Below are 25,136 nucleotides of genomic sequence, written 5' to 3'. Positions count from 1 at the left end.
ATGCCTCTCGCCCTCCTCGTTCTTGCCTTGAGCTCGTTTGCGATAGGCACCACCGAATTCGTCATCATGGGTCTGTTGCCGGAGGTTGCCGCCGATCTCTCGGTCAGCATCCCGCAGGCCGGATGGCTGGTGACCGGTTATGCCCTTGCGGTCGCGATCGGGGCACCTGTGATGGCGATTTCGACCGCGAAGCTGAAGCGCCGCACCGCCCTGATTGCGCTGATGGCCTTCTTCATCGCCGGCAACCTGCTTTGCGCACTGGCGAGCGACTATTGGGTGCTGATGATCGCCCGTGTCGTGACGGCACTTTGCCACGGCGCCTTCTTCGGCATCGGCTCGGTGGTCGCCGCCGGCCTCGTTGCCGAAGACCGAAAGGCCCGCGCCGTCGCGCTGATGTTTACCGGCCTGACGCTTGCCAATGTTCTCGGCGTGCCGCTCGGCACCGCGATCGGCCAAGCCTATGGCTGGCGCGCCACCTTTGTCATCGTCACTGTCATCGGCATCGTCACCATATCAGGCCTGATCGTCATCCTGCCCAAGGATAGGCAGCAAGAAAACGGCAGCATTCTGCGTGAGATCGCAGCCCTGCGGAATGGCCGCCTGTGGCTGGCGCTCTCCACCACCGTTTTCTTCGCCGCCTCTATGTTCGCCCTCTTCACCTATATCGCGCCGCTGCTACGCGACATCACCGGCGTGTCGCCGGAAGGCGTCACCTGGACGCTGTTCCTGATCGGCCTTGGGCTGACCATCGGCAACCTCGTCGGCGGCAAGCTTGCCGATTGGCGGCTCGGCGCAACGCTTGCCGGCGTCTTCGCCGCGATCGCCATCACTTCGATCGCCTTCAGCTATACGAGCCGCTTCTTCATCCCGGCCGAAATCACCCTCTTCCTTTGGGCGATGGCAAGCTTTGCCGCCGTGCCGGCGCTTCAGGTCGGCGTCGTCGGCTACGGCAAGGATGCGCCGAATCTCGTCTCCACGATCAACATCGGCGCCTTCAACACCGGAAATGCGCTCGGCGCCTGGGTGGGCGGCCTCGTCATCGACGCCGGCTTCGATCTCACCCGCGTTCCGCTCGCCGCAGCCTTGATGGCCCTGATCGGCCTCGGCGCGACGGCGCTCACCTATCTCTCCGCCAGGGGCCGGGCCGCCCTCGCCCCTGCCGAGTGATCCTCCCGCAAAAGAAAGGACCATCATGGCCAAGCTTTTCGAACCCGCGAAAGTCGGCGACATATCAGTCAAGAACCGCGTCGTCATGGCGCCGCTCACCCGCAACCGCTCGCCGGGCGCAGTTCCTAACGACCTCAACGTCGAATACTACCGCCAGCGCGCCACAGCAGGCCTGATCATCACCGAAGCAACCGCGATCACCCATCAGGGCCAGGGATATGCCAACGTGCCTGGTCTCTACAGCAAAGAGGCTCTCGACGGCTGGAAGCGCGTCACCGACGCCGTTCACGCAGCCGGTGGCAAGATCGTCGTCCAGATGTGGCATGTCGGCCGCATCTCGCACACGACGCTGCAGCCGAACGATGGCAAGCCAGTTTCCGCGACCAATCGCATTGCCAAAGCCAAAACCTACCTGGTCAATGCCGACGGCACCGGCAGCTTTGCCGACACCTCCGAGCCGCGCGCGCTCGATACCGCCGAAATCCCCGGCATCATCGAGGATTACCGCAAGGCTGCCCGTGCGGCGATCGACGCCGGCTTCGACGGTGTCGAGATCCACGGCGCCAACGGCTACCTGCTCGACCACTTCATCCGCGACGGTATCAATGACCGTACTGATGCATATGGCGGCTCGATCGAAAACCGCACCCGCCTGACCTTCGAAGTCGTCGACGCCGTGGTGAAGGAAATCGGCGCGGGCCGCACGGCGATCCGGATCTCGCCGGTGACGCCGTCAGGCGAAAGCTACGATTCCAATCCGCAGGCGACCTTCACCCATGTCGTCGAAGGCCTGGCCAAATACGATTTCGCTTATATCCATGTCATCGAAGGTCAGACCGGCGGCGACCGCGACTACAAGCAGGGCGACAATCCCTCCTTCGATTACAAGGCGCTGCGCCAGACTTATGAAGAGGCCGGCGGCAAGGCCGACTGGATGGTCAACAATGGCTACGATCGCGATCTGGCGATCGACGCCGTCGAAAGCGGCCGCGCCGATCTCGTCGCCTTCGGTAAGCCCTTCATCGCCAATCCCGATCTCGTCGAGCGCCTGGAACACAATCTGCCGCTCAACACGCCCGACCAGTCGACCTTCTACGGCGGCACCGGCAAGGGCTATATCGACTATCCCATCCTCGAAAAGGTCGCTTGAAGCTTTCACACGCGAACGCGAATCCCGCCGAAAGGCGGGATTTCCATTTTCGACGGGTTTTTGTAGGGTGCCGCCATGTTCGCTCCCTATCTTGACCGCTGGTCGCTAATATCAGACGGCGAGCCCATCATCACCCATTCAAGCCGCCTGCTCCCGGTCCTCTGGCGGGATAAGCCCGCCATGCTGAAAGTCGCGACAGATATCGACGAACGATACGGCGCTCTTCTGATGCAGTGGTGGGACGGTGACGGCGCAGCCTATGTCTACGCCCATGAGGGCGACGCCGTGCTGCTGGAACGGGCGACGGGAAAACGCTCGCTGCTTGCCATGGCAATGAACGGCGAGGACGATGAGGCAAGCCGCATCCTCTGCGGCACGGCGGCACGGCTGCATGCGCCGCGCGAAAAACCACCTCCCGATCCCATCCCTCTCACCCGCTGGTTTCGGGATCTGGAACCGGCAGCGGGCAAGCATGGCGGCACGTTTGCCGATTGCTCGGCGATCGCCAACGTCCTCCTTGCCGATCAGCGTGATGTCACCATCCTCCACGGCGACATCCATCACGGCAACATTCTCGATTTCGAGGCGCGCGGCTGGCTGGCGATCGATCCGAAGCGGCTGTACGGCGAGCGCGGCTTCGATTTCGCCAATATCTTCGCCAACGAAGAACTGCCAACGATCACCGATCCTGCCCGTTTCCGCCGCCAGCTCGACATCGTCTCAACGGACGCGAAGCTGGAACCGAAGCGGCTGCTCCAATGGATCGCCGCCTATTCCGGCCTTTCCGCCGCCTGGTTCCTCGGTGATCCGAATATTCAGCAGGCAGAAACCGCCCTGACGGTCGCCCGGATCGCGCTGGCCGAACTCGAGAGCTAACCCGCGTTCTGCGACGGCTGCCCGATAAGGTCTGCCGCGGCTTGATGGTGCGAATCGGGCAGGCAGCCAAGTGCCACGAGCGAAGTCCTGACCGCTTCGTCGATCGGCGTCTGCGGCTCCTTGCCGAGTTCGGCCACAAGCCTGGTGTTCCGCATCCGCACCGGCAGCTTCCAGAGATAACGCATCTCCTTGATCTCCCGCATCACCGGAACGAAGGGCGCCGCCAGCGGCACGATCCACCAGGGAAAGCCGCCGATCTTTGCTTTGCCGCCGGCGACGCGCTTGATTGCTTCGGCCATCTGCATGCCGTCCGCATCCCAAAAGCCCTCCATGTGATAGACGGAGAAAGGCGGCAGCCGATCGGCCCGCTCGATGAGCTGGGCGATGGTTTCCGCCATGTCTGGCAGGTAGGCCCATTGATGACCGATGCCTCGCCGACCCGGGTTCCTGATCGTGGCGACGGGCTTGCCTGGGGTCACGAGACCGGACGAAAACCAGCTGTTGGCCGTCGTGCCTGGACCGAAGAAATCCCCTGCCCTGACGATGATGGCGCCGGCGCCGGACTGCGAGGCCGCCTTCAGCCGCTCCTCCATTTCGACGCGGATCGCCCCCTTCTTCGTCGTCGGATGCTGCGGGCTTTCTTCCGTCGGCGTCGGCAGGGCATCGGGACCAAAATTATAGATGTTGCCCGGCAGCACGATTCGCGCGCCGACGGCGCGAGCAGCGGCGATGGTATTGTCGAGCATCGGCAGCACCAGCGTTTCCCAGTCGCGGTAGCCGGGTGGGTTGACGGCATGGACGATAAGGCCGACGCCTTCAGCCGCCTTCAGGACGTCGCCGGCATTCATCGCATCGCCCTGCATCCAGTCGAAGGCTGGCTCGTTCCTCGACACCTTGGCGGCATCACGATTGAGCGCCCGGATGCGCCAGCCGCGCGCAAGCAGCCTGCGGGCAACCGCGCCGCCGATACCGCCGGTGGCGCCGAGAACGAGGGCCGTCGTTTTCATTTCGCTATTCATGACAATCATCTCCTTCGATTGGATGAGAGGATCATGCCATCAGAGCGAGATAAACGAAATTGACGAAAGAAGTGCATCTGCTATACGAAAATACATGAACTCCGAACCGAGCTGGGATTTCTACCGCAGTTTCCTGACCGTGCTCCAACAGGGATCGTTGTCGGCCGCCGCCCGCGAACTGGGGCTGACCCAGCCGACCATAGGCCGCCATGTCGACGCACTGGAACTAGCGATCGGCGCCGAACTCTTCACCCGCTCGCCGAATGGGCTGCTGCCAACCGACGCCGCACTGGCGCTGAGGCCTTACGCCGAGACGCTGGCGGCAACCACGGCCGCCCTTTTACGCACCGCATCCGGCCAGCGCGAGCGCGTGGCTGGAACGGTCAGGATCAGCGCCAGTGAGGTCATCGCCGTCGAAGTGCTGCCCGGAATTCTCGGACCGCTGCAGGAAACCTATCCCGAATTGCAGATCGAGCTCTCGGCATCCGATACGATCGAGGACCTGGTGAACCGCGAGGCCGATATCGCCGTGCGCATGGCCGAGCCGCAGCAGACTGCACTCGTCGTGCGCCGCATCGGCGATATCCCGCTCGGCTTTCACGCCCATCGCCGCTATCTCGAACGATACGGCATTCCGCAAACCTTGGCTGACCTCGCAAACCACCGCCTCATCGGCTTCGACCGGCAGACGGCCTATGTCCGTATGGTGATGAAACGCTATGCGGTGCCTGGCATCGAATTCTCCTTCCGCTCCGACAACAACCTCGCCCAGCTTTCGGCGATCCGTGCCGGCGTTGGCATCGGCATCTGCCAGACAGGACTCGCGCGCGAAAATCCCGACTTGGTTCACATCCTGCCTGATGCCTTCAGCCTACCGCTCGGCACGTGGGTGGCGATGCATGAGAGCCTGAAGTCTTCGCCGCGCTGCCGCGCTACCTTTGACGTATTGGTCAAGGGGCTTCAGGACTATCTCCGATATTCGACCAGCGCATAATCGCAAAAATCAGAATCGATTTTCGCAAAGAATCATGCGCAAATTTCGAAGCAATAGAACCTCCTTAACGCGTCTTATCGGACGCGCACCCCGGCGGGATGCAAATGACAAAGCACCATGCGGTTGAACTCGTGCCCTGCGATCCGCGATGGCCGCAAGCCTTTCAGCGTATCCGCGGCAAGCTTCTAACCTTGCTGCCGCAGGCGCTCGCCATCGATCACATCGGCAGCACGTCCATACCGGGCATGATGGCCAAGCCGCTTATCGACCTCGACATCGTTCTTCCCGGCCTCGAGCATATCGAGGACGCCACACGCGTGCTTCTGGCCGAAGGCTATGAGCCGCGCGGCAACCGCTATGACGACGATGTCTGGGCGTTTTTATCGAGAGGTTCGGTGCCGGCAGAACGGGTCTACCTTTGCCCTTCCGGCAACGGCACGCATCGAAACAGACTGGCTTTCCGGGATTATCTCATCGCGCATCCGCAAGCGGCGGCCGATTATGCCGCGCTCAAACGCAGCCTGGCAGTCGAATTCAGGATGGACGGCGACCGCTATACTGCGCATAAGCGCGAATTCGTCGATACGATCGTCGCGCGGGCATTGACGGGCGATGGTTAGCTTCAGATGCCTTGCGAGGCTTCGGCTGTACGGTCCTTCCACAAGCCGTCCACCACCTCGGTTTCCGGCCGATCGCCGCCCTCGGCATATTCCTCATGCCATTTGCCGTTCTCGTCCTGCCAACTGATCTCGGCGGAATCGCCGCCGACCTGCTGTTCGGCCGCGACGATGCGTGCAGCTTCGAGCGCCTCGGCATGGGTCGGGAATGCCTCGGAATAGACACCTCCCAGCCTGTAGGCCCAGCCGCCGTCATGCGGCACGACTTCGTAGACCACCTTGATCATGCATTCGTCTCCTCATCTTCTTGTTGCGCATTCGCATGCTTCCGGACAGGATCCGGATCATCGCGGCCGCTTGACGAGAATTCGAGGACGCCGCGATCTGCTTTCCGGCCCCGATGACATTCAGTATTCCATTAAACGCCGAAGACTGCAAATGGCACTCGACCGCGGCTTTCTTGATAGGCGAAATCAGGGACTTAAATAAAATGTATGAATCTGAACAGGAGCAGAGGCTTGGGGATCGCGTCACGCCTTAAAGAGGAAAAGTTTCTGGTCGCCGCACTTGTCGTTGCAGCGATCGCCTATCTCTTGGAACACGCAGTGATCGAGATGGGGCGCGGCGTCGCGCTGATTGCCGCCGCTGCCCTGGTCGGCACCATCGTGCTCGCCTCGATCCGCGTTGCCCATCATGCCGAGCTGCTCGCCGTCAAGGTCGGCGATCCCTACGGCACGATGATCCTGACGCTCTCGGCCGTTGCCGTCGAAGTCATCATCCTCGCCATCATGATGAGTGGCGAAAGCTCGCCGACGCTGGTGCGCGACACGATCTATTCGGCCCTGATGCTCGATATCAACGGCATTCTCGGCTTGGCCGCTCTGCTCGGCGGCCTCAAGCACGGCGAACAGCCCTATAACGACAATTCCGGCAAGACCTACGGCGTGATGATCCTCACCGCGATGGGCATCTCGATGATTGTGCCGGAATTCGTGCCCAGCGACAAATGGCACTATTATTCCGCCTTCACCATCGCCGCGATGATCGCGCTTTACGGCCTCTTCCTGCGCATGCAGGTTGGCCAGCACAGCTATTTCTTCAGCTACAGTTACCCGCGCTCCGAACGAAAGAAGGAAAGCCCCGACGAGCATGGCGCCGACGAGTCGGCCGCGATCTCGATCGCCACCATTCTCGTCGGCGTCGTCATTATCGGCCTGCTGGCGGAGTTCATGGCGGCCTTCATGACCGAAGGCCTGCGCGATAGCGGCGCGCCGATCGCCGTGACCGCCGTGGTCGTCGCAGCGATTTCGGCCGCACCCGAGATCCTGACCGCATTAAGGGCGGCACTCAGGAACCGCATGCAGGCGACGGTCAACATCGCCATGGGCGCCTCGCTGTCGACGGTCATCTTGACCGTGCCCGTGATGGAAGCGATCGCGCTCTATACCGGCCAGCCCTTCATCATGGCGATGACCCCGGTGCAGACGGTGATGGTGGCGGTCACGCTGATTGCCGCCGCGATCAACCTCAACGACGGCGAGACCAACGCTATCGAGGGCATGACGCATTTCATCCTCTTCGCCACCTTCGTCATGCTGACGGCGCTGGGGCTCTGAAGGCTCCCGCCCCCGCGGGGGAAGGGCAAGAACAGGCTGTTTAGGCGGGCTGTTGGGCAAAGAGCAGGCGTTCGCGGGCTGCGAACCATTCCTCGGCGTAATCGTCGTTCTTGTATTCCTCGAAATACGGCCCGCCATCGGTGAAATGGACGTTCTTGGCGTCTTCGCGGTAGTTGTATTCATTGACGAGGTAATTCCACGTCACCGGCAATTCGCCGATGAGCTCTTCATTCTCCAGCCATTTGAACTGATGCAGTTGCAGCCCGGTCGCGGTATTGACGTAGTCGGGCGTCAGTGCGCGGCATTCGTCATTGTTGAAGAGGATGAAGCTCGACCAGTTCTTCTTTTCGTACTTGGTCTGTGCCTGCCCGAGGAACTTGGTGTCGATCTTCGGCTGGTAATCATGTTTGACGCACATGACGGCGTAACGCTCGTCGCGCAATGCCCAAAGCTCGGCGATATCGGCACGCATCAGCATGTCGCAATCCATGAAGATGCTCCAGCCCTCGTAACCGCTCAGATAGGGCGTCAGGAAACGCGAGAAGGAGAACTCCGTGGATTGCAGCGCGTTGCGCTGGCGGGTGAAAATCCCGCCAAGATTGGAGAGCGCAATGGGCGAGAACTCGACCGGGATCGACGACTTCTCGATGATGCTCTGCACGAGAACGTGGTAGGCAACCACTTCCTTGGGATCGAATCCCACGAAAATTCGGACGTTCTGTTGTTCCATTGTCCACCTCGATCGCCAGTATAGAGAGATGAATTGATTGGTATCGGAAACAGCGTTTTTGGCCACCCACGCCTGTAAGCAAAGGCCTGCGACAGTCATCCCTTCGACTTATCGAGAAAACGCTGCTTGCGGGTTTTCGGTTTGAACCGCCGAAAGAAATTGTCGACGGCGCGGATGAATTTGGTGACGGACATCAGCCTGTCGATCTGGCTGTTCGTATTGTCGAGCCGCTCCGACAAGACCTCGGCCGCAGTCATCGCGATCTCGACCGGCGGCACCTCAGGAAACCGTTTGGCGAGCGCCGAATAGGGGCTGGCATCGACGCCGCCCACCATGGAGATCGACCCCATGCGCGCAAAGAGACGCAGGAAGATCTGCTCGAACGTCCAATCGTGCACGTCGAACACCTTCCACTTCTCGCTCCGCTTCGCCGAAAAGCCGGCAAGCAGGATATTGCCCGGCAGCTGCAGATCGGCGAGCCACAGCGCTACCGCAAAGCCGCTCGTCGCGATCTTGCCGATCGGATAGAGATCGGCGAGCATTTGTGTCAGATCAAGGTGACGGGCCTCAGCGCCTTCGAAGCAGCTCTTTTCGCTGAGATTTTCCTCGACGGAGACCCGGATGTTGACGACGCCGAGGAAATCGTCGCCGCCAAAGAAGCGCAAGACATCCGCCGCTTCGCGCCGATGGACGATATGGGCGCCCATTACGTCGCTGCGGGCAACCAGCATGGAATGGCCGACGAAGGGTTCGTCGAGCACCTTATAGACCTTGTTGAAGAAGACGTAGAGCACCGTCTCAGGCAATTCGCCCCGCAGCCGTTCGAGATCGACCGCCTCGCTGTTTGCGACCAGCACGACATGGGAATAGCCCGACAACAGCGCCTTCCACGCTTCCGGCGTCAAGAAATTGAAGCCTCCGTCCGGAGCGGTCGTAGCCTTGTTATCGCTAGGGATTGCTTCCATATCGGCTCACATGCACTTTCCAAGGACGACGCGGTCCGCCCGACTAGCTGTTGCTGAAATAGGCGCGCATCCGGGCAAGCCGCGTCAGCCCGCCGATCTGCTTTCCCACATGCGAGAGGAAGCCCGCCACTCGGTCCGTCATCGACGGTTGCCTGCAGAAAGACGCCCAGGGTGTGTTGCGAAGATCTTCGGCATAACGATTGGCCATCCGCCGGTGCACCCAGGGCACGGTGGCCTGCCACGGCTTTTTCCGGCCGGTGAAATGAAAGATGGCCGGCCGATCGACGAAAGGCAGCAGGCCCGTCTGTGTATTCCAGCGCGGATCGAGCACCAGCCAGTCGCGGTCGAACGTGACGTTCAACGCATCCTGGTCATTGTTCTCGAACAGATGCGACCGCTCCTCGAAGATTTCCCGGGTCCTGGCGAAAAGCCCCCTCGCCCGGCAGACGGACCAGTCGAACAGCAGTACGCCGGCATTGAAGTAGCGGCCGCCATGGCCCATGCCGATCTTGCGCTGCCGCGCCCCGGCCTTCTCGGGAAAGGCCATGACATAGTCGTCGACCGCAGCAAGCGCCTTGCCTTGCAGATCCATCGCGAAGAGATCGTCGACCGGCGCAACCGTAAGCACATCGGCATCGAGATAGAGCAGCCGCTCGACATGATCGGGAATGTACAGATCCATGTAGAGCCGCGCCAGCGTCGCCCCCGACCAGCGACCCCGCGCTTGCAGCGCCGTATCCGGCGTATTGTAGGGCAGCACCCTGATCGCCATGTCGTGCAGCCGCGCGAAATTTCCGACCTCGGCGATCTCGTTCGACTTGAGGTCGATGCCGAGAAGCAGGAACTCAACAGTGGAACCTGAGAGATTGCGCTTGACCGAAAGCAGGGTGCAGCAGGCGGCCGGCAGCATGTTGACATCCGAACAGACGATCACGGCACTCTGCTGCAAAATCCCAGCCCCCCGAAGCGGCAATTTAAACTTGATGCCGGATATCTAGTTGGTTTGATGCCAACCCGCAACCGCAGATCACCCGCCGGACCGTCGCTCTGCGTCACGTTTTGAATCGGATTTCAACGACTTGCAAGGCAAAGCGGATTCAGATGAGGAGCATATTGAATCGGAACGTGAACTTAGAGCCGCAGCGCCAATGGATGATCGACGAGCAGCCGGTCCACTGTCGCAAGCTGCAGCCCCTCGACCTTGCATTGCGCAAGCAGCAAGCGATCGAAGGGATCGCGCGTCTCCGGCTCGGGGTTGGCGGCGGTGATGACGTGCGCGATATCGATGGGCAGGATCGTCAGCCCGGTCTCCCCGAGATAAACGGGAATGGTCTCGAGCGGCAATCCGGGCTGCAATTTTCCAAGCCTTGTCTTGATGGCAATTTCCCAGAGGCTGGCGACGCTGACGAAACCGATGGCGGCACCGTCCGAAAGCACCTGCTCGGCACGCGGAAAACGCTCCGCCAGTTTCTTCTGGGCAACTGCAATCACCATGTGCGTGTCAAGCAGCAGACGCATGATCACGGCAGCGGCTTGAGAAGAAAATCTTCCGGCAAAGGATCGTCGAAGTCGTCGGCGATATACATCTCCGTGCGCGTGATACCCTTGGAACGAAGATAGGCTTCGCCGGCCTCCAGGTTCAAACCGCCGCGTTTTTGATGCGGCACGAGATCGAACACCGGCCGGCCGTTGCGTGTCACGACAATGGTTTCACCTTCCTCAACCTCACGGGCGAGTTCGGTCAGGCGGTTCTTCGCATCGCGGATCGAGACGGTTTTCATGATGGCAAATGTAGCTACATGCGGCTACATCGTCAATGTCAGAGCAATTGAAAAAGGCCGGCCGTCACCGGCAGGCCCTCAATCGGCGTTACAGTAAGCCGCTTACTTGCAAGCGCCGCAGAAGCGCTGGATGCGGCGGCAGGCTTCCTCGAGCAGCTCTTCCGAAGTCGCGTAGGAGATGCGGAAGTTCGGGCCAAGACCGAAGGCCGAACCGTGAACGACGGCAACACCTTCCGTTTCCAGAAGCTCGGAAACGAAATCCTCGTCCGTCTCGATGACCTTGCCCGACGGCGCCGTCTTGCCGATCAGGCCGGCGCAGGACGGATAGACATAGAAGGCGCCTTCCGGCACCGGGCAGACAATGCCCTTGGCCTGGTTCAGCATCGAAACGACGAGATCGCGACGGCCTTCGAAGATCTTCTTGTTTTCAGGGATGAAGTCCTGCGTGCCGTTCAGCGCTTCGACAGCCGCCCACTGGGCGATCGACGTCGCACCCGAGGTCTGCTGCCCCTGGATCATGTCCATGGCCTTGATGAGCTGGATCGGACCGGCCGCATAGCCGATGCGCCAGCCGGTCATCGCATAGGCCTTGGAGACGCCGTTCATCGTCAGCGTGCGGTCGTAAAGCTTCGGCTCGACTTCCACAGGCGTGACGAACTTGAAGTCGCCATAGGTCAGGTGCTCGTACATGTCGTCGGTCAGCACCCAGACCTGCGGATGCTTCATCAGCACATCCGTCAGCGCCTTCAGCTCGTCCTGCGTATAGGCCGCCCCCGTCGGGTTGGACGGCGAGTTGAAGATGAACCACTTGGTCTTCGGCGTGATCGCCTTTTCGAGATCGGCCGCCTGGAGCTTGAAGTTATGCTCCTGGGTGGCCGAAACGAAAACCGGCGTGCCGCCGCACAGCGCCACCATCTCAGGATAAGAAACCCAGTAAGGCGCCGGGATGACGACTTCGTCGCCGGGATTCAGCGTTGCCATGAAGGCGTTGAAAAGGATCTGCTTGCCGCCGGTGCCGACGATCGTCTGCTCCCAGGAATAGTCGAGGCCGTTCTCGCGCTTGAACTTGGCGGCGATCGCCTTGCGCAGCTCGGGAATGCCGGAGACCGGCGTGTACTTCGTTTCGCCGCGGTTGATCGCGTCGATGGCGGCCGTCTTGATATTATCGGGCGTATCGAAATCCGGCTCACCTGCGCCGAGACCAATGACGTCACGTCCTTTTGCTTTCAGCTCGCGCGCTTTCTGGGAGACGGCGATGGTGGCTGAAGGCTTCACACGGGAAAGAGCATCGGCAAGGAAAGCCATGATAACGGTCCTAATGGTTGAAACGGGCAGAAAGCCGGGACCGGAGTTCTGCGGTTAGCTCTATGTCCAATGTATGACGGCATTTCAAGCGGAAAGGCGTCATGGTGGCATGATTCTTATTGATCGGTTCGCCGCACCGCCCGTCCAGCACGCCGCCCCCTTCGGAGAGGCCTATGTCACGTGGTTGAAACACCATGCGGAGATCTTGAATCAATCTCTGAGGTCGTCCGGATTTATCCCCTGAAATCAGTGGCCTCGTCGAATTCGGCCATTGCCATGAATAAGCCGCAACAAATGCCGCGCCACGCCGCAATTCCGTCGCGAGCGCGCCGAGATCGAAGCAGCATCATCCGGCATCCGAAATTGGTTATTGAGGGTATGCCAATGTTTCTGGAAGATGAGTTTGCCATCAGGCGCATGCGCATGCGTCGGATCTCCATTTCATGTCTCGTTGCCATCACCGCTTTTGCCGCCTGCATCACCGCGATGCTGGGGCTTGCCTCCGCCGCTCGCGCCGATGCACAGCCGGCATCCGGTCAACTCGCGGCTCTTGTCCGGCCGAACGACGTTAACAGCGGCTCGCTGCTCTTTCCGTCGAAGGAGCCGGGCTTCTATGTCGAAGCGCCGCGGCTGAAGACCGATGTCGCCATCGATGTCTCCGGCCCGATCGCCAGGGTAAAGGTGACGCAGCGCTTTCAAAATCCGAGCCAGGGCTGGGTCGAGGGCACCTACGTTTTCCCGTTGCCGGATAATTCCGCCGTCGACGCGCTGAAAATGCAGATCGGCGAACGTTTCATCGAAGGCCAGATCAAGCCGCGCCAGGAAGCCCGTGAGATCTACGAGCAGGCCAAGGCCGAGGGCAAGAAGACGGCGTTGCTCGAACAGCAGCGGCCGAACATCTTCACCAACCAGGTCGCCAATATCGGTCCCGGCGAAACCATCGTCGTCCAGATCGAATACCAGCAGACGATCCACCAGTCGGGCGGCGAGTTCTCGCTGCGCTTCCCGATGGTCGTCGCCCCGCGTTACAATCCGGCACCGATCGTCCAGACCGTCGAGTTCAACAACGGCGCCGGTTTTGCCACGCCGCGCGACCCCGTGGAAAACCGGGACAAGATCGAAGCCTCCGTGCTTGATCCGCGTGAGAACGCCAAGATCAATCCAGTCGCGCTGACAGTCAACCTGAAAGCCGGCTTCGCGCTTGGCGACGTCAAATCCTCGTTCCACGCGGTCGATATCAGCCAGGACGGCGACCAGGCGAGGACGATCAGCCTGAAGGCGGACACCGTTCCCGCCGATAAGGATTTTGAGCTCACCTGGAAGGCCGCTCCCGGCAAGATGCCGAGTGCCGGTCTCTTCCGCGAAGTGATTGATGGTAAGACCTATCTGCTCGCCTTCGTCACCCCACCCACGGCCCCGGATACGGCAGCGCCGCCGGCAAAACGCGAGGTGGTCTTCGTCATCGACAATTCCGGCTCGATGTCCGGCCCGTCGATCGAGCAGGCAAGGCAGAGCCTGGCGCTTGCCATTGCCAAGCTGAACCCAGACGACCGCTTCAACGTCATCCGTTTCGACGATACGATGACCGATTATTTCAAGGGTCTCGTCGCAGCCACCCCTGACAATCGCGAAAAGGCGATCGCCTATGTCAGAGGCCTGACCGCTGACGGCGGCACGGAAATGCTGCCTGCCTTGCAGGCTGCGCTGCGCAACCAGGGACCGGTCGCAAGCGGAGCGTTGCGCCAGGTCGTATTCCTGACGGATGGTGCGATCGGCAACGAACAGCAGCTTTTTGAGGAAATCACCGCGAATCGAGCCGATGCCCGCGTCTTCACCGTCGGCATCGGCTCGGCACCGAACACCTATTTCATGACCAAGGCCGCCGAAGTCGGCCGCGGCACCTTCACGGCGATCGGCTCGACCGATCAGGTGGCAAGCCGCATGGGCGAGCTTTTCGCTAAGCTGCAGAACCCAACCATGACCGATATCACCGCCACCTTCGAAGGCATCGAGGCCGAGGATATCACGCCGAACCCGATGCCGGACCTCTACAGCGGCGAGCCGGTCGTGCTGACCGCGCAGCTGCCTCACGATCAGCCCGCCGGCAAGCTGCAGATCATCGGCAAGACAGGCGACCAGCCGTGGCGCGTCGAAATGGATATCGCCAATGCCGCCAACGGCAACGGCATTTCCAAGCTCTGGGCGCGGCGCAAGATCGACGATTTCGAGGCGCGCGCCTATGAACGTCAGGATCCGGCCGCGCTCGACAAGGATATCGAGACCGTGGCGCTCGCCCATCATCTCGTCTCTCGCGTCACCAGCCTGGTTGCCGTCGACATCACTCCGTCTCGTCCGGTCGACCAGCCACTCGGCTCAACCAAGCTGCCGCTCAACCTGCCGGAAGGTTGGGACTTTGATAAGGTCCTCGGCGAAACCCCTGCTCCTCTTGGCGGCACGGAGCGCCATGGCTCGGCTACGCCGACAGGAAACCCCGGATCGGTGCAGGCTGCGGCCGAAACACGGGAGCTCGCCGCGTCGCCTGAGATCGCAAACATGATGGCCGCAGCCCCGACCGCCAAGGCGGCCACCATGATCGCGCAAAAAAGCACGACCGTGAACCTGCCGCAGACGGCGACGCGCGCCGACGAGCAGATCATCCGCGGTCTGACCATGCTGCTCGTGGCGCTGACGGCGGCAAGCGGGCTTGCCGTGTGGCGGCGACGCCTCAAGGGCATTATTGCGGTCGGGGTCAAGCGAAATGGTCTCTAGGCTCTCCGCAAGCCAGAATGAGGAAGCGGCCGAATTCGAGCCGCTTCCGACCTATCTGGAACTCGCCATGGCCGCCGCCACGGCCTATGATCGGCCGAAAATGCGCCAGAAGAGGGGTTTCTTCCTCTGGCGCCTTTCCTCGATCGAAAAAGCAATTGCCTTTGCCATCGCCGGCCTTGCCCTCTATGGTCTGGCGCTGATCGGCGACGGCTTCCTGCTGAAGGCGAAGGCAGAGCTTTCCCAGGTTCTGCTGAAACGCGCCTTCGCTGCCGAATTGCGGGGCGAAGAAACAAAACCCTGGCCCTGGGCGGATTTTACCACCGAGGCCAAGGTGCGCGCCCCGCGCCTCGGCAAGGAGGCGATCGTGCTCTCCGGCGCCTCCGGCGAGGCTCTCGCCTTCGGTCCGGCCTGGCTCGCCAACACGCCCCAACCGGGCGAGGAAGGCACCTCCGTCATCGCCGCCCATCGCGACACGCACTTCCGCTGGCTGCAGTATATAAGGCCCGGCGATATGATCGAGGTCACTCGCCGCGACGGCAAACTATTGACCTTCAAGGCCAGCGAGGGCCGCATCGCCCCGTGGGATGCCAACGGCATCGATCCCTCCTCCGATGGCCGCCGCCTGGTGCTGACCACCTGCTGGCCCTTCAATGCCACCGAACAGGGGCCGCTGCGCTACATCCTTGAGGCAGAATTGGTCGATGACCAGGCGACGGGATCGGTTCAACCGGTAAACACAAAGCCGTTACTGCAGGTCGAATGAGGGTTGAAGCCCTCCCCTGCCCACTCCACGTTCAGCCTGGAGAGACCGCAGGGAAGCAAGATGAAGAGAATATCCGCCCTCCATTTCGCCACAGCACTGGTTCTGTTCGGCACCGTATCGGCGGATGCAGCCGACACCATCAAGACTCAGGATCTCGTGGTGCGGGTCGACAAGCTCGCCGACGACCTCGAACATCCCTGGGCGGTCGAGGTCTTGCCCGACGGGGCCTATCTCGTGACCGAGCGGCCTGGCCGCATGCGCATCGTCCGCGACGGCAAGATTTCAGACCCGATCGGCGGCGTGCCCAAGGTCAGCGCCCGTGGCCAGGGAGGCCTGATGGACGTGGCGCTCGCTCCGGACTTTGCGACATCCAGAAAACTCTATTTCACCGCCGCCATCGCCAACAGCCAGGGCTCCGGCACCGAGGCCTTCAGCGCCACGCTTTCAACTGACGAAAAGACGCTCCATGCCGTGACGCCTGTTTTCACCATGCGGCGCTTCACGCCAGGCAACATCCAGTACGGTTCGCGCATCGCGATTGCCCGCGACGGTTCGCTGTTCATCAGCGTCGGCGACCGTGGCGACCGCGACCGCTCGCAAGACTGGCAAGACGATGCCGGCTCGATCATCCACATCAATGCCGACGGTAGCATCCCTGCCGATAATCCGTTCAAAGACGGCGGCAAGGCGCTGCCGGAAATCTGGTCGAAAGGCCACCGCAACCCGCAGGGCATCACCTTCGACGCCAAGGATGGCAAGCTCTATACCGCAGAGCACGGCGCGCGCGGCGGCGACGAGATCAACCAGCCCGAGGCCGGCAAGAATTACGGCTGGCCGATCATCACCTATGGCCGCGACTATTCGGGCGCCGAAATCGGCGAAGGCACCGCCAAGGAAGGGCTGGAACAGCCGCTGCATTATTGGGATCCTTCAATTGCGCCCGGCGCGCTCGCCGTCTATCGCGGCGCCATGTTCCCGGAATGGGACGGCAATTTCCTCGTCGCGGCGCTGAAGTTCCAGCTGCTCTCGCGCATGCAGCGTGACGATAGCGGCGCCTTTGTTGCCGAAGAGCGCCTGTTCGAGGGCGAATACGGCCGCATCCGCGACGTTGTCATCGCACCCGACGGTGCGCTGCTGATGGTGACGGACGAGGATAACGGCGCGCTGCTCAGGGTCTCAAGAGCGCAAGCCCGTAACGGCTGAGCGATCACAACGCGCCGCGCAGCTCCTTGCGGATGACGAACTTCAGCCCGGACCAGATCTCGTCGACGGCGCAGACCTTGACGTCGACCAGACCGGTTGGGAGCAGAACCGCCCGCACTACGTCCTCCGTGATGTCAGTCGGCACGCGTGAACTCTTCTTCGGCCAGGATATCCAGACCATGCCGTCCCGCCTCAAGACACGGAAAAGCGCTGGCGCAACAGCCTCCAGCGCCGGCCGTTCGGTCGTAAACAGATGCACATAGTCAAACGCACGCTGAGGCGTCTCGGGAAGCACGCGGACGACCGAAGCAAAACCGTCGAAGCCATAGATGTCACCGATCGTTTCCGGAATGCCGAGAAGAGCGGCGGTCTGCCCGTGTGCAAGGCCGAGTTTCCTGACAAGCGGCGTGCCGGAATAACCTGCCGTACCAGGCGCCGCCCCATCGCCGGCCGGCTTCCGTTCCTCGTGTCGCATGCATTCATCTCCGTCAACCGACACGAAGTCTTCACCCTTGCCGAAAGGAAACGCAACTGCTAACCGCTTGGGCACATCTCCCTTCCCCATTGAGGACGACATGACACGCGTTCAGGCGAACCTCCTCCTATTGCTTGCAGCCGCCATCTGGGGCGGCGGCTTCGTCGCGCAGTCGACGGCGATGAAGGCGATCGGCCCCTTCTGGTTCATCGGCCTGCGCTTTGCCGTCGCCACCCTGGCCGTGCTGCCTTTTGTCCTTTTCGAAGCGCGCAAGGCAAAGAAGAAGACAAGCGCGCGCCATGCCAAGCTCTACATCCTGATCGGCCTTGCCCTTTTCGGCGGTGCAGCCACGCAGCAGGTCGGACTGCAGACGACGACGGTGACGAATTCCAGCTTCATCACCGGCCTCTACGTCGTTTTCGTGCCGCTGATCGCCGTGTTCTTCCTGCGCCGTGCTCCGCATTGGATCATCTGGCCGGGCGCGCTGATGGCGATCACCGGCATCTACCTTCTGTCCGGCGGCCATCTCTCGGCGATGGCGCCTGGCGATCTGCTGACCGTCGTCTGCGCCGTCTTCTGGGCGATCCAGATCACCCTTGCCGGCACGACCGTTTCGGAGACCGGAAGGCCGCTCGCGCTCTCCGCCGTGCAATTCGCCGTCACCGCGGTCTGTGCGCTGGCCGTTGCCGCAGCCGTCGAACCGGTCAGCCTTTCGGCGATACAGGCCGCGGCGCCGGAGATCCTTTATGTCGGTATCTTCTCCTCCGGCGTGGCTTTCGTGCTGCAGGTGATCGGCCAGCGCTACACGACGCCCTCGCAGGCAGCGATCTTTCTTTCTTCCGAAGCGCTCTTCGGTGCCTCACTTGCAGCCCTGCTGCTCGGCGAAACGATGCCGGCAACAGGTTATGCAGGTTGCGCGCTAATGTTTATCGCTATGCTTGTGGTCGAGCTCGTGCCCGGGTTCACCCGGCGGCGCCTGCCAGCCGCGTGATCACCCGTCCAGATATGGGCGAGTCACCCATCGGAAAAAAATTTTATTCGATGCGGGAGACGCGCTGGCGTTGCATTTTTGGGAAAATCTGCTCGGAACTTATATTGCAGACGATATAAAACGTTAATCATTCCCTGTCGACGAAGGAAATTTTGCGTTTTTGCGCAAATTGGAGATCTACAGGGGTGTGCCCGGAACGACACGTTAAAAAACTTTTGCTTGCCAAAATCCTTTAAACGCAGCACTCTCAGCGCGTTCGGGCATTTTGCGAGCATGGGAAGTCCTTAAGTATTTGCGCGCCGGGAACGCTAATATTCCGGTCAGCCGGTTCCGAAAATGGCGGGAGAAACTCCTGCCTGGAACAGGCCGAGGTAGAGGGGACCTTTTTCTCAAATTTCAAGAATTGCCTGCCAACACCTCCCGCAAGGGGGCAATGCTATGATGCTGCCCGTGTGGATGGCGGGCAGAGAGAAAAGGACCTGACGCATGGCAGAGACTGGCACTGTAAAATTCTTCAATACCGACAAAGGCTTCGGCTTCATCAAGCCGGACCGGGGCGGCGCCGATATCTTCGTTCACATTTCTGCCGTTCAGGCCTCTGGCCTGGCCGGTCTGACGGAAAACCAGAAGGTAAGCTTCGACACGGAGCCGGATCGCCGCGGCAAGGGCCCGAAGGCCGTCAATCTGCAGATTGCGAGCTGAACCCTTAACAAGGCTGGCGAGTTCGAGTTGAAGCCCGGCAGCAATGCCGGGTTTTGTCGTTCAGCCTTCGTTCAGCTACAAATCTGTACGACTGTGACCATCGAGAAAGGGACCGGCTTTCGGTTCCCGGGATTAGGATTTACACTTATGAACAGGCTCGCCAAGACCCTTCTGCTGACGGCAACCGCTGCTGCACTCACGCTTTCCGCCATTGGTGAAGCGTCGGCCGGTGACCGCCACTGGCGCCACGATAATCACCGGCAACAACGATGCGTGGGTCGGCGGCGCCGTTGGGCTGGCCACCGGCCTGATCGTCGGCTCTGCCATCGCCAATGCTAATAACGGTCCGGGTTACGAAGAGCGCCGCTACATCGATCCGGCCTATGAGCCTGATTACTACGAGCCCGCTCCGGTCTATCGCGCCCCGCGTCGTGTTTATGTCGAGCAACCGCAATATGTCGAGCAGCCGCGATACTATGCGCCGGTTCGCACGGCGGTAGAACCCTGGTCGCCGCAATGGGAGCGCTACTGCTCTTACCGCTACCGCTCCTTTGATCCGCGCAGTGGCACCTATATCGGCGATGACGGCCGCAGCCACTTCTGCACCGCCGGCTGATTGCACGGCAATCCTTGCTACAAAGCGCCGCTTCTCAGCGGCGCTTTTGTTTTTGCCTCGTCAGCCGGCTTTCTTTTCCCAAGGCATCGGTCCTGCCTCGGCATCCGGCTCAAAATCGGTCGAGACGCTGACGGCGCGCCATTCACGATCGGCCTCGATACGCGCCGCATCCGCTTTCTCGACATTGCGCACGGCATCGCTGCCGAGCAGCAGCCGGAACGGCGGCTCGTCCAGACCGGCAATGTGGATGACGACCGCAGCCGCTTTGGCGGGATCGCCGGGTTGGCGGCCGTTATACGCACGCTGGAAGCGCGCCGTAGCACCGACCGTCTCCGCATAGTCCTGCCGCCCTTCGGCAAGCACCGTCGAGGAGCCGGCGAAATCGGTCCTGAAGCCGCCGGGCTCGATCACCGTCACCTTGATCCCGAATGGCGCGACCTCCTTCGCCAGCACCTCGGAAAAGCCCTCAACACCGAATTTCGCCGCCGAATAGGCGCCGCGCCCGGCAGGTCCGATCCGGCCGCCGACGGATGAGAACTGGATGATGTGCCCCGCTCCCTGTCCGCGCATCAGGGCGATGACTGCCTTGGTCATGATGATCGTGCCGAACAGGTTGGTCTCGATCTGGGCGCGAAAATCGGCAAGGCTGGTATCCTCGATCGAGCCCACATTGCCGTAGCCGGCATTGTTGACAAGCATGTCGATGCGCCCGAACCGCTTCACACCCGCCTCGATTGCCGCCGCTGCCGCTACCTCGTCGGTCACGTCAAGCGCCAGCGTCAGCACCTGATCGCCATACTGCTCGGAAAGATCGGCAAGCTGGCCGGGATCGCGCGCCGTCGCCACCAGATTGTCGCCGGAGGCCAGAACCGCCTCCGCCAGCGCCCGGCCGAGACCGCGCGAACTCCCTGTTATCAACCAGACTCTGGACATCGGAAACCCTCCTTCTTTGGTTCCCGGCTGATGTATGGTCTACTGTATCCGATCGAAAGAAGGTACCCAGACGATCTATACACACCTTGAGGTAACTGACGTGAGCAGCGACATCTTCGATTTCTGCAGCAGCATGACGGACGAGCAGGATGCTCGGGCCCGCGAACTGATCGAGCGGGCGGCGGCGAAATGGCCGCTGCGCATCCTGCATGTGCTCTCCGATGCCGGCGCACCCCTGCGCTTCTCGCGCCTCATGGAGAGGGTCGAGGGCATCAGCCAGAAAGTGCTGACGCAGACGCTGCGCACCCTCGAAAGAGATGGCCTCATCATCCGCACACTCTATCCCGAAGTGCCGCCGCGCGTCGAATATGAGTTGACGCCGCTCGGACGCGACCTTCTCATGCAAGTCGCCGCGCTCTGGCGCTGGATCGTCGAACACCTGGACGATTTCGATGCACGCAAAGCCGTGAAGCTGACGGCGGCCCGTGCCTGAAGCGCGTCGCCATCTTTCAAACCGCTGCACAGTTTTGCGCGACATGCTTTAGGCCGGAATGCGGACCGTTGCCCTCAGTCCACCGAGCGGGCTGTCGCCGAGCGTGACGTTGCCGCCATGGCTGCGGGCGATGTCGCGAGCAATCGCAAGGCCGAGGCCGGTGCCCGACGCATCGAGATTGCGCGCCGTATCCAGCCGGAAGAATGGCTTGAACACGTCCTCGCGATTCTTTTCCGGAATGCCCGGCCCGTCATCGTCGAAGATGACGGTCAGCCATTTGGCATTGTGCTTGGCCTCGATGTCGAGCCTATCCGCGTAGCGACGCGCGTTCGAAGCCAGGTTGGTGACGAGACGCATGAAGGCGTTCGGCCGGACGGATATGTCGTCATCGCCTTCGATGGAATAGCTGAATTTTTTACCATGCAGGGCGAAATCGGATTCCAGCTTCGCAAAGATCTCGCTGAGTTTGAGTTCGCCGACATCCTCTTCGACCTCGCCGCGCGCAAAGGCCATATAGGCTTCCAGCATGGTCTGCATGTCGTTGACGTCGTCATTCAAACCATGCAGGTCGGGATTGTCGCCGGCGAGCGCCAATTGCAGCTTGAAGCGGGTGAGGATGGTGCGCAGATCATGGCTGACACCGGAGAGCATCGCGGTGCGCTGCTCGATCTGCCGTTCGATTCGCTCGCGCATCAGGATGAAGGCAAGACCGGCACGCCTGACCTCGTCGGCGCCGCGCGGATAGAAATCATCAGGCTTCTGCCCCTTGCCGAAACTTTCAGCCGCTCGCGCCAAGGTGAGGATCGGCCGGATCTGCCCGCGCAGGAAGAGGATCGAGATGCCGATCAGCACCAGTGAGGTGCCGACCATCCAGACGATGAAGATATGGGTGTTCGACGCATAGGTCTGGCTGCGCTTGGTCAGCACCCGCAGGATCTTGTTGTCGAGTTTGATGCGGATCTCGACGAGGTTCGAGTTGCCGACCGTGTCGATCCAGAAGGGCCGGTGAATCTCGTCGGTGATCTCGTCGCTGAGGATGCCGTCGAGGATCGAGAAGAACGGCTTGACGCGCGGTGGCGGCAGGTCGCCGTCCGGCTCGATCGAGATCTGCAGGCTGAGCTGGTCGCGGGCGATACGGATGATCTCGCTATAATCCGAATTTTGCGGATAGGTCTCGATGATCTCGATGATCGCGGCGATGTCACGGGTGACGGCAAGCGACAGCCGCTCCGTCACCATTTGCCAATGGCGCTCCATGAAGACGGCGGCGACGACGGATTGCAAGAGCACCATCGGAATGATGATGATCAGCAACGAGCGCGCGTAAAGTCCGGTCGGCAGCCGGCGGCGCAGCCAGCGGACGACCCAGCGCCAGCCCGGCGCAGAAGTGCGGTCTTCCCGCCGCAAGCTGTCGATCGTCACCATCAGCGCCGGTCCCGAACCTTGAGTTTAGTCGATGCTCAGCCTGTATCCGATACCGCGCACGGTCTGCAGCCAGACGGGATTGGCGGGATCATCCTCGATCTTACGCCGCAGCCGGTTGATCTGCACATCGATCGTCCGTTCGCCGACTTCGGTGTCGTTGCCGATCAGTTCATGGCGGGGGATCGTGTCGCCGGCACGCCGTGCAAAGAGCAGCATGATCTCCTGCTCGCGGTCGGTGAGCCGGATCACCTCGCTGGCTTTCTTCAGCTCCTTGCGGGTCAAGGAGAAAGTGTAAGGCCCAAACATAACCTGTTCGATCTTCAGCCCCTCGCCGTTGGCGTTGCGGCGCAGGATATTGTTGATGCGCAGCACCAGCTCGCGCGGATCGAAGGGTTTGGAGAGATAGTCGTCGGCGCCGGCTTCGAGGCCTTCGATGCGGTTGCCCGATTCCGCCAGCGCCGTCAGCATGATGATCGGGACGTTCTTGATGGCGCGAAGCCCGCGGGTGACAACGATTCCGGATTCGCCGGGCATCATCACGTCCATGATGATGAGGTCGAAATCCAGACCGGTGAGCTTGCGCTGCGCCTCGGCGCCGTCGGCGGCGACAGTAACGCGGAAGCCGTTCTCGGCGAGATAACGATTGAGCAGCGCGCGGATGCGGGAGTCGTCATCGACCACCAGCAAATGCGCCGCATCGTCGGAAATACCTGTCTTGACTGCCATTCAATCCGCCCTTTGTCTATCCCGCATTCCGCTGAGGAAAGCTTTTACGCCCTCCCGCACCTCCGCAGAAGCCCCTTCGAATGCCCGCTCAATGCGGCGCGATTGCGGCTCAGCAAGGGCAAGCGCCAGCTCTCGTCCCGATTTCGTCGGATAAAGCTTGCGCTGCCGCCGATCCTCAGGGCCGGCCACTTGGCGAATATAGCCTGAATCGATCAGCTGTTTCAGCACCCTTGCGAGGCTCTGCTTGGTGATCTTTAAGGTATCGAGAAGATCGGCAACCGTCATGCCGGGGTTGCGGTTGACGAAATGCACGACGCGATGGTGCGCCCGGCCGAAGCCGCTCTTTTCGAGGATGGCGTCAGGATCGGAAACGAAATCGCGATAGGCGAAGAAGAACAGCTCGATGATCTCGAAATCGATAATCCCCGTATCTTCCATCGGCGTGGCCAGCGGCTCTGGCTTGCTTGCTTTCGGGCCGGTCTGTCGTGGCACTCGGCACTTCCTTCTCTCTGTCATCTTTACTGAGATAAATTTGCGTCGCTGCTAACTTTCCTGAACTCTGCGCGAGCGCCGCACGGTCTCGCATTCTCCTGGAAACCAAGGCCCGTCCGGCACTCCGACGCAATAGGCGATTTCCCCTTGCGTCTGTGGATAAAACGTAATGGTGACAACAATCAACAGGCATGGCGCTCAAGCACCGGAGGAGTTTAGGGAGGGCTTCAGTTCCTTTCGACCAGCTGGACGGCGAAATCTAGTTCAACGGCGAGTTCGTCGCCTGGGAAAGACGCTAAGATCCACGTACTGATCCGCCTCTATATCGCCGAATATCGCCGTCCCGATCCGAAGACTCGGCGATCTCCCAATCGCCCAGCTACGCCGATCTGCGCATCAGATTTCATTATACTTGGGAGGAAAAGGTTATAAAAATCAACCATACTGGCGGGAAGGTAGGCGGAGAACCTGCGAAAAGCGAGGCGACCTGATGGCCGCCCCGTTTGCACTTCGCTGAGTGCGTCACTGATAGACGTAGACGATCCGGCGGGTCCCCGGATCCACCAGCACGGGCCGGTCGTTGATCCTGGTGTATCGATACTCGTAGTCCGGGATCGTCTGGAAGGTGACATCGTCAGGCACCTCAGCGCCGACGACGACATCGCCGCCGAGCTGCACCGTCTGGCCCGGATTGGTTTCGATATAAGTGCGGACCGTCTCCGGCGGGGTGATGGTCTCGACCGCTCCGACGGGGCCGAGCAACTCGTCGCCAGGTGCCGGCTGTGGCTCGGCCGGCACGACACTCGCGGTCGACTCATAAGTCACGCTGGGTACGCCGATCTCGGCACGGTGCTGCTCGACGATGACAGGACTGCCGCCTTGATCGACCTGCAGATAATCGGCATAGACCCAACCGCGCATGCCGTTGACGTCGACACGGCACCAGCGGCTGCCTTCGATGCAGCCGTCGAGGACCGCTGTCGAGCCGCGGGTAGCAAGGCCGACTGCCGGATATTGCGGACCCGGACCGGCGCGGACGTTGAGATCGTTGACCGTCGTCGCTATAATCTCAGCCTGCGCGACACCGCCGCTCGCCAGGAGCACGGCTCCAGCCAACAGAATGTTTCTCTTCAAGGTCATGTGAGCGTCTCCTTGGTTTCGATGGGCTGACAACGCGTGGGGTTCCACGATGTTCCCATGCGCTCCGCCGAGCGAAATGCGGCTTATGGGGGATTTCATCCAAGTGCTTCGAAGAATTGAACAAAATTCAATTTTTCCGCTCTATTACAATGGCGGAGAGGGGCGTAAATTCTTGTTGCAGTCCGTCG

Annotated in this window: 26 protein-coding genes and 1 pseudogene; 13 read left to right on the top strand and 14 right to left on the bottom strand. The window is 61.1% G+C overall.

Going from position 1 to position 25,136, the window contains the following annotated elements; translation table 11 throughout:
• The 3 genes from ACS4RR_RS09605 to ACS4RR_RS09595 all read left to right on the top strand — a co-directional run bounded on the left by ACS4RR_RS09605 (position 1) and on the right by ACS4RR_RS09595 (position 3,193).
• Positions 1–1,167, top strand: coding sequence for an MFS transporter (locus ACS4RR_RS09605; protein WP_260109116.1), 1,167 nt, complete (start codon positions 1–3; stop codon positions 1,165–1,167).
• 25 nt (positions 1,168–1,192) lie between these two features.
• Positions 1,193–2,317, top strand: coding sequence for an alkene reductase (locus ACS4RR_RS09600; RefSeq protein ID WP_456190013.1), 1,125 nt, complete (start codon positions 1,193–1,195; stop codon positions 2,315–2,317).
• Positions 2,318–2,392: 75 nt separating this feature from the next.
• Positions 2,393–3,193, top strand: coding sequence for an aminoglycoside phosphotransferase family protein (locus tag ACS4RR_RS09595; RefSeq protein ID WP_456190012.1), 801 nt, complete (start codon positions 2,393–2,395; stop codon positions 3,191–3,193).
• Here the strand turns inward: ACS4RR_RS09595 and ACS4RR_RS09590 are convergent.
• Positions 3,190–4,212, bottom strand: coding sequence for an NAD-dependent epimerase/dehydratase family protein (locus tag ACS4RR_RS09590; RefSeq protein ID WP_260109119.1), 1,023 nt, complete (start codon positions 4,210–4,212; stop codon positions 3,190–3,192). The two genes, ACS4RR_RS09595 and ACS4RR_RS09590, sit on opposite strands and share 4 nt — an antisense overlap.
• Before the next feature lie 94 nt (positions 4,213–4,306).
• Here ACS4RR_RS09590 and ACS4RR_RS09585 point away from each other — a divergent pair, with 94 nt between their 5' ends.
• Together ACS4RR_RS09585 and ACS4RR_RS09580 are read left to right on the top strand one after the other, a co-directional pair.
• The gene (locus tag ACS4RR_RS09585; protein WP_017965289.1) at positions 4,307–5,206 is read left to right on the top strand and encodes a LysR family transcriptional regulator; all 900 of its coding nucleotides are present in this window, start codon (positions 4,307–4,309) and stop codon (positions 5,204–5,206) included.
• Positions 5,207–5,310: 104 nt separating this feature from the next.
• Positions 5,311–5,826 (top strand): GrpB family protein, encoded by a 516-nt coding sequence (locus ACS4RR_RS09580; protein WP_260296708.1) that lies wholly within the window; start codon positions 5,311–5,313, stop codon positions 5,824–5,826.
• Positions 5,827–5,828: 2 nt separating this feature from the next.
• Here the strand turns inward: ACS4RR_RS09580 and ACS4RR_RS09575 are convergent, their stop codons facing one another.
• Positions 5,829–6,110 (bottom strand): DUF2188 domain-containing protein, encoded by a 282-nt coding sequence (locus ACS4RR_RS09575; protein WP_017965291.1) that lies wholly within the window; start codon positions 6,108–6,110, stop codon positions 5,829–5,831.
• A 231-nt stretch (positions 6,111–6,341) separates the two neighbouring features.
• Here ACS4RR_RS09575 and ACS4RR_RS09570 point away from each other — a divergent pair, with 231 nt between their 5' ends.
• A complete protein-coding gene (locus ACS4RR_RS09570; protein WP_260109122.1) occupies positions 6,342–7,439 on the top strand; it encodes a calcium:cation antiporter in 1,098 nt (365 codons plus the stop codon).
• A gap of 40 nt (positions 7,440–7,479) precedes the next feature.
• Here ACS4RR_RS09570 and ACS4RR_RS09565 read toward each other — a convergent pair whose 3' ends face one another.
• From ACS4RR_RS09565 to ACS4RR_RS09540, 6 genes are all read right to left on the bottom strand, one after another.
• On the bottom strand, positions 7,480–8,169 hold the full coding sequence (locus ACS4RR_RS09565) for a glycosyltransferase family protein (protein ID WP_260109123.1): 690 nt from the start codon (positions 8,167–8,169) through the stop codon (positions 7,480–7,482).
• Between the two features lie 95 nt (positions 8,170–8,264).
• On the bottom strand, positions 8,265–9,134 hold the full coding sequence (locus ACS4RR_RS09560; RefSeq protein WP_260109124.1) for a 3-deoxy-manno-octulosonate cytidylyltransferase: 870 nt from the start codon (positions 9,132–9,134) through the stop codon (positions 8,265–8,267).
• A gap of 43 nt (positions 9,135–9,177) precedes the next feature.
• The gene (locus ACS4RR_RS09555) at positions 9,178–10,068 is read right to left on the bottom strand and encodes a glycosyltransferase family 8 protein (RefSeq protein ID WP_312858810.1); all 891 of its coding nucleotides are present in this window, start codon (positions 10,066–10,068) and stop codon (positions 9,178–9,180) included.
• Between the two features lie 197 nt (positions 10,069–10,265).
• Positions 10,266–10,652 carry a type II toxin-antitoxin system VapC family toxin gene (locus tag ACS4RR_RS09550; RefSeq protein WP_260109126.1) on the bottom strand — a complete coding sequence of 129 codons (387 nt, stop codon included), beginning with the start codon at positions 10,650–10,652 and terminating at the stop codon, positions 10,266–10,268.
• Between the two features lie 2 nt (positions 10,653–10,654).
• Positions 10,655–10,915 (bottom strand): type II toxin-antitoxin system Phd/YefM family antitoxin, encoded by a 261-nt coding sequence (locus ACS4RR_RS09545; protein WP_011652922.1) that lies wholly within the window; start codon positions 10,913–10,915, stop codon positions 10,655–10,657.
• A 102-nt stretch (positions 10,916–11,017) separates the two neighbouring features.
• On the bottom strand, positions 11,018–12,220 hold the full coding sequence (locus ACS4RR_RS09540) for a pyridoxal phosphate-dependent aminotransferase (protein ID WP_003561278.1): 1,203 nt from the start codon (positions 12,218–12,220) through the stop codon (positions 11,018–11,020).
• A 378-nt stretch (positions 12,221–12,598) separates the two neighbouring features.
• Here ACS4RR_RS09540 and ACS4RR_RS09535 point away from each other — a divergent pair, with 378 nt between their 5' ends.
• Genes ACS4RR_RS09535 through ACS4RR_RS09525 form a run of 3 tightly spaced genes read left to right on the top strand, consistent with a single transcriptional unit; the run spans position 12,599 to position 16,955 of the window.
• Positions 12,599–14,989, top strand: a complete 2,391-nt coding sequence (locus tag ACS4RR_RS09535) for a marine proteobacterial sortase target protein (RefSeq protein ID WP_510177801.1) — start codon at positions 12,599–12,601, stop codon at positions 14,987–14,989.
• Positions 14,979–15,752 (top strand): class GN sortase, encoded by a 774-nt coding sequence (locus tag ACS4RR_RS09530; protein WP_456190010.1) that lies wholly within the window; start codon positions 14,979–14,981, stop codon positions 15,750–15,752. Before ACS4RR_RS09535 ends, ACS4RR_RS09530 begins: the two co-directional genes overlap by 11 nt.
• Positions 15,753–15,812: 60 nt before the next feature.
• Positions 15,813–16,955: a PQQ-dependent sugar dehydrogenase gene (locus tag ACS4RR_RS09525; protein WP_260109129.1), complete on the top strand. Its 1,143-nt coding sequence runs from the start codon at positions 15,813–15,815 to the stop codon at positions 16,953–16,955.
• A gap of 4 nt (positions 16,956–16,959) precedes the next feature.
• On the opposite strand, the gene ACS4RR_RS09520 is transcribed toward ACS4RR_RS09525, so the two are convergent.
• On the bottom strand, positions 16,960–17,430 hold the full coding sequence (locus ACS4RR_RS09520) for a DUF3052 domain-containing protein (protein WP_456190009.1): 471 nt from the start codon (positions 17,428–17,430) through the stop codon (positions 16,960–16,962).
• A 100-nt stretch (positions 17,431–17,530) separates the two neighbouring features.
• Here ACS4RR_RS09520 and ACS4RR_RS09515 point away from each other — a divergent pair, with 100 nt between their 5' ends.
• From ACS4RR_RS09515 to ACS4RR_RS09505, 3 genes and pseudogenes are all read left to right on the top strand, one after another.
• On the top strand, positions 17,531–18,421 hold the full coding sequence (locus tag ACS4RR_RS09515) for a DMT family transporter (RefSeq protein ID WP_407768193.1): 891 nt from the start codon (positions 17,531–17,533) through the stop codon (positions 18,419–18,421).
• Positions 18,422–18,907: 486 nt separating this feature from the next.
• Positions 18,908–19,123 (top strand): cold-shock protein, encoded by a 216-nt coding sequence (locus ACS4RR_RS09510; RefSeq protein ID WP_260109131.1) that lies wholly within the window; start codon positions 18,908–18,910, stop codon positions 19,121–19,123.
• Positions 19,124–19,270: 147 nt separating this feature from the next.
• Positions 19,271–19,739 (top strand): annotated as a pseudogene (locus ACS4RR_RS09505) (BA14K family protein).
• A gap of 60 nt (positions 19,740–19,799) precedes the next feature.
• Here the strand turns inward: ACS4RR_RS09505 and ACS4RR_RS09500 are convergent.
• Positions 19,800–20,672 carry an oxidoreductase gene (locus tag ACS4RR_RS09500; RefSeq protein WP_260109133.1) on the bottom strand — a complete coding sequence of 291 codons (873 nt, stop codon included), beginning with the start codon at positions 20,670–20,672 and terminating at the stop codon, positions 19,800–19,802.
• Positions 20,673–20,706: 34 nt separating this feature from the next.
• Here ACS4RR_RS09500 and ACS4RR_RS09495 point away from each other — a divergent pair, with 34 nt between their 5' ends.
• Positions 20,707–21,165 carry a winged helix-turn-helix transcriptional regulator gene (locus ACS4RR_RS09495; protein ID WP_260296718.1) on the top strand — a complete coding sequence of 153 codons (459 nt, stop codon included), beginning with the start codon at positions 20,707–20,709 and terminating at the stop codon, positions 21,163–21,165.
• A gap of 48 nt (positions 21,166–21,213) precedes the next feature.
• On the opposite strand, the gene ACS4RR_RS09490 is transcribed toward ACS4RR_RS09495, so the two are convergent.
• The 4 genes from ACS4RR_RS09490 to ACS4RR_RS09475 form a co-directional block, all read right to left on the bottom strand.
• Positions 21,214–22,590: an ATP-binding protein gene (locus ACS4RR_RS09490; protein ID WP_017965306.1), complete on the bottom strand. Its 1,377-nt coding sequence runs from the start codon at positions 22,588–22,590 to the stop codon at positions 21,214–21,216.
• Between the two features lie 24 nt (positions 22,591–22,614).
• Entirely contained in the window at positions 22,615–23,316 is a 702-nt protein-coding gene (locus ACS4RR_RS09485) for a response regulator (protein ID WP_260056483.1), read from the bottom strand.
• Complete coding sequence (locus ACS4RR_RS09480) at positions 23,317–23,808, bottom strand: MarR family winged helix-turn-helix transcriptional regulator (protein ID WP_017965308.1); 492 nt, start codon at positions 23,806–23,808, stop codon at positions 23,317–23,319. It abuts the gene before it with no gap.
• A gap of 522 nt (positions 23,809–24,330) precedes the next feature.
• On the bottom strand, positions 24,331–24,948 hold the full coding sequence (locus tag ACS4RR_RS09475; protein ID WP_260056485.1) for a DUF1236 domain-containing protein: 618 nt from the start codon (positions 24,946–24,948) through the stop codon (positions 24,331–24,333).
• Positions 24,949–25,136 lie beyond the last annotated feature (188 nt).

Origin of the sequence: Rhizobium zaerense (genome assembly GCF_051810725.1) — a bacterium.
In the GTDB taxonomy this organism is placed as follows: Bacteria; Pseudomonadota; Alphaproteobacteria; order Rhizobiales; family Rhizobiaceae; genus Rhizobium; species Rhizobium leguminosarum_I.
Note: the sequence above shows the minus strand (reverse complement) of the source record. Positions and strands in the feature narration are given on the sequence as shown.

What these genes read in the sequence shown, in the direction of transcription:
- ACS4RR_RS09605 (WP_260109116.1), top strand. Translation starts at nt 1, where the DNA reads ATGCCTCTCGCCCTCCTCGTTCTTGCCTTGAGCTCGTTTGCGATAGGC.
- ACS4RR_RS09600 (WP_456190013.1), top strand. Translation starts at nt 1,193, where the DNA reads ATGGCCAAGCTTTTCGAACCCGCGAAAGTCGGCGACATATCAGTCAAG.
- ACS4RR_RS09595 (WP_456190012.1), top strand. Translation starts at nt 2,393, where the DNA reads ATGTTCGCTCCCTATCTTGACCGCTGGTCGCTAATATCAGACGGCGAG.
- ACS4RR_RS09590 (WP_260109119.1), bottom strand. Translation starts at nt 4,212, where the DNA reads ATGAATAGCGAAATGAAAACGACGGCCCTCGTTCTCGGCGCCACCGGC.
- ACS4RR_RS09585 (WP_017965289.1), top strand. Translation starts at nt 4,307, where the DNA reads ATGAACTCCGAACCGAGCTGGGATTTCTACCGCAGTTTCCTGACCGTG.
- ACS4RR_RS09580 (WP_260296708.1), top strand. Translation starts at nt 5,311, where the DNA reads ATGACAAAGCACCATGCGGTTGAACTCGTGCCCTGCGATCCGCGATGG.
- ACS4RR_RS09575 (WP_017965291.1), bottom strand. Translation starts at nt 6,110, where the DNA reads ATGATCAAGGTGGTCTACGAAGTCGTGCCGCATGACGGCGGCTGGGCC.
- ACS4RR_RS09565 (WP_260109123.1), bottom strand. Translation starts at nt 8,169, where the DNA reads ATGGAACAACAGAACGTCCGAATTTTCGTGGGATTCGATCCCAAGGAA.
- ACS4RR_RS09560 (WP_260109124.1), bottom strand. Translation starts at nt 9,134, where the DNA reads ATGGAAGCAATCCCTAGCGATAACAAGGCTACGACCGCTCCGGACGGA.
- ACS4RR_RS09550 (WP_260109126.1), bottom strand. Translation starts at nt 10,652, where the DNA reads ATGCGTCTGCTGCTTGACACGCACATGGTGATTGCAGTTGCCCAGAAG.
- ACS4RR_RS09545 (WP_011652922.1), bottom strand. Translation starts at nt 10,915, where the DNA reads ATGAAAACCGTCTCGATCCGCGATGCGAAGAACCGCCTGACCGAACTC.
- ACS4RR_RS09540 (WP_003561278.1), bottom strand. Translation starts at nt 12,220, where the DNA reads ATGGCTTTCCTTGCCGATGCTCTTTCCCGTGTGAAGCCTTCAGCCACC.
- ACS4RR_RS09535 (WP_510177801.1), top strand. Translation starts at nt 12,599, where the DNA reads ATGCCAATGTTTCTGGAAGATGAGTTTGCCATCAGGCGCATGCGCATG.
- ACS4RR_RS09530 (WP_456190010.1), top strand. Translation starts at nt 14,979, where the DNA reads ATGGTCTCTAGGCTCTCCGCAAGCCAGAATGAGGAAGCGGCCGAATTC.
- ACS4RR_RS09525 (WP_260109129.1), top strand. Translation starts at nt 15,813, where the DNA reads ATGAAGAGAATATCCGCCCTCCATTTCGCCACAGCACTGGTTCTGTTC.
- ACS4RR_RS09520 (WP_456190009.1), bottom strand. Translation starts at nt 17,430, where the DNA reads ATGCGACACGAGGAACGGAAGCCGGCCGGCGATGGGGCGGCGCCTGGT.
- ACS4RR_RS09515 (WP_407768193.1), top strand. Translation starts at nt 17,531, where the DNA reads ATGACACGCGTTCAGGCGAACCTCCTCCTATTGCTTGCAGCCGCCATC.
- ACS4RR_RS09510 (WP_260109131.1), top strand. Translation starts at nt 18,908, where the DNA reads ATGGCAGAGACTGGCACTGTAAAATTCTTCAATACCGACAAAGGCTTC.
- ACS4RR_RS09500 (WP_260109133.1), bottom strand. Translation starts at nt 20,672, where the DNA reads ATGTCCAGAGTCTGGTTGATAACAGGGAGTTCGCGCGGTCTCGGCCGG.
- ACS4RR_RS09495 (WP_260296718.1), top strand. Translation starts at nt 20,707, where the DNA reads ATGGTCTACTGTATCCGATCGAAAGAAGGTACCCAGACGATCTATACA.
- ACS4RR_RS09490 (WP_017965306.1), bottom strand. Translation starts at nt 22,590, where the DNA reads ATGGTGACGATCGACAGCTTGCGGCGGGAAGACCGCACTTCTGCGCCG.
- ACS4RR_RS09485 (WP_260056483.1), bottom strand. Translation starts at nt 23,316, where the DNA reads ATGGCAGTCAAGACAGGTATTTCCGACGATGCGGCGCATTTGCTGGTG.
- ACS4RR_RS09475 (WP_260056485.1), bottom strand. Translation starts at nt 24,948, where the DNA reads ATGACCTTGAAGAGAAACATTCTGTTGGCTGGAGCCGTGCTCCTGGCG.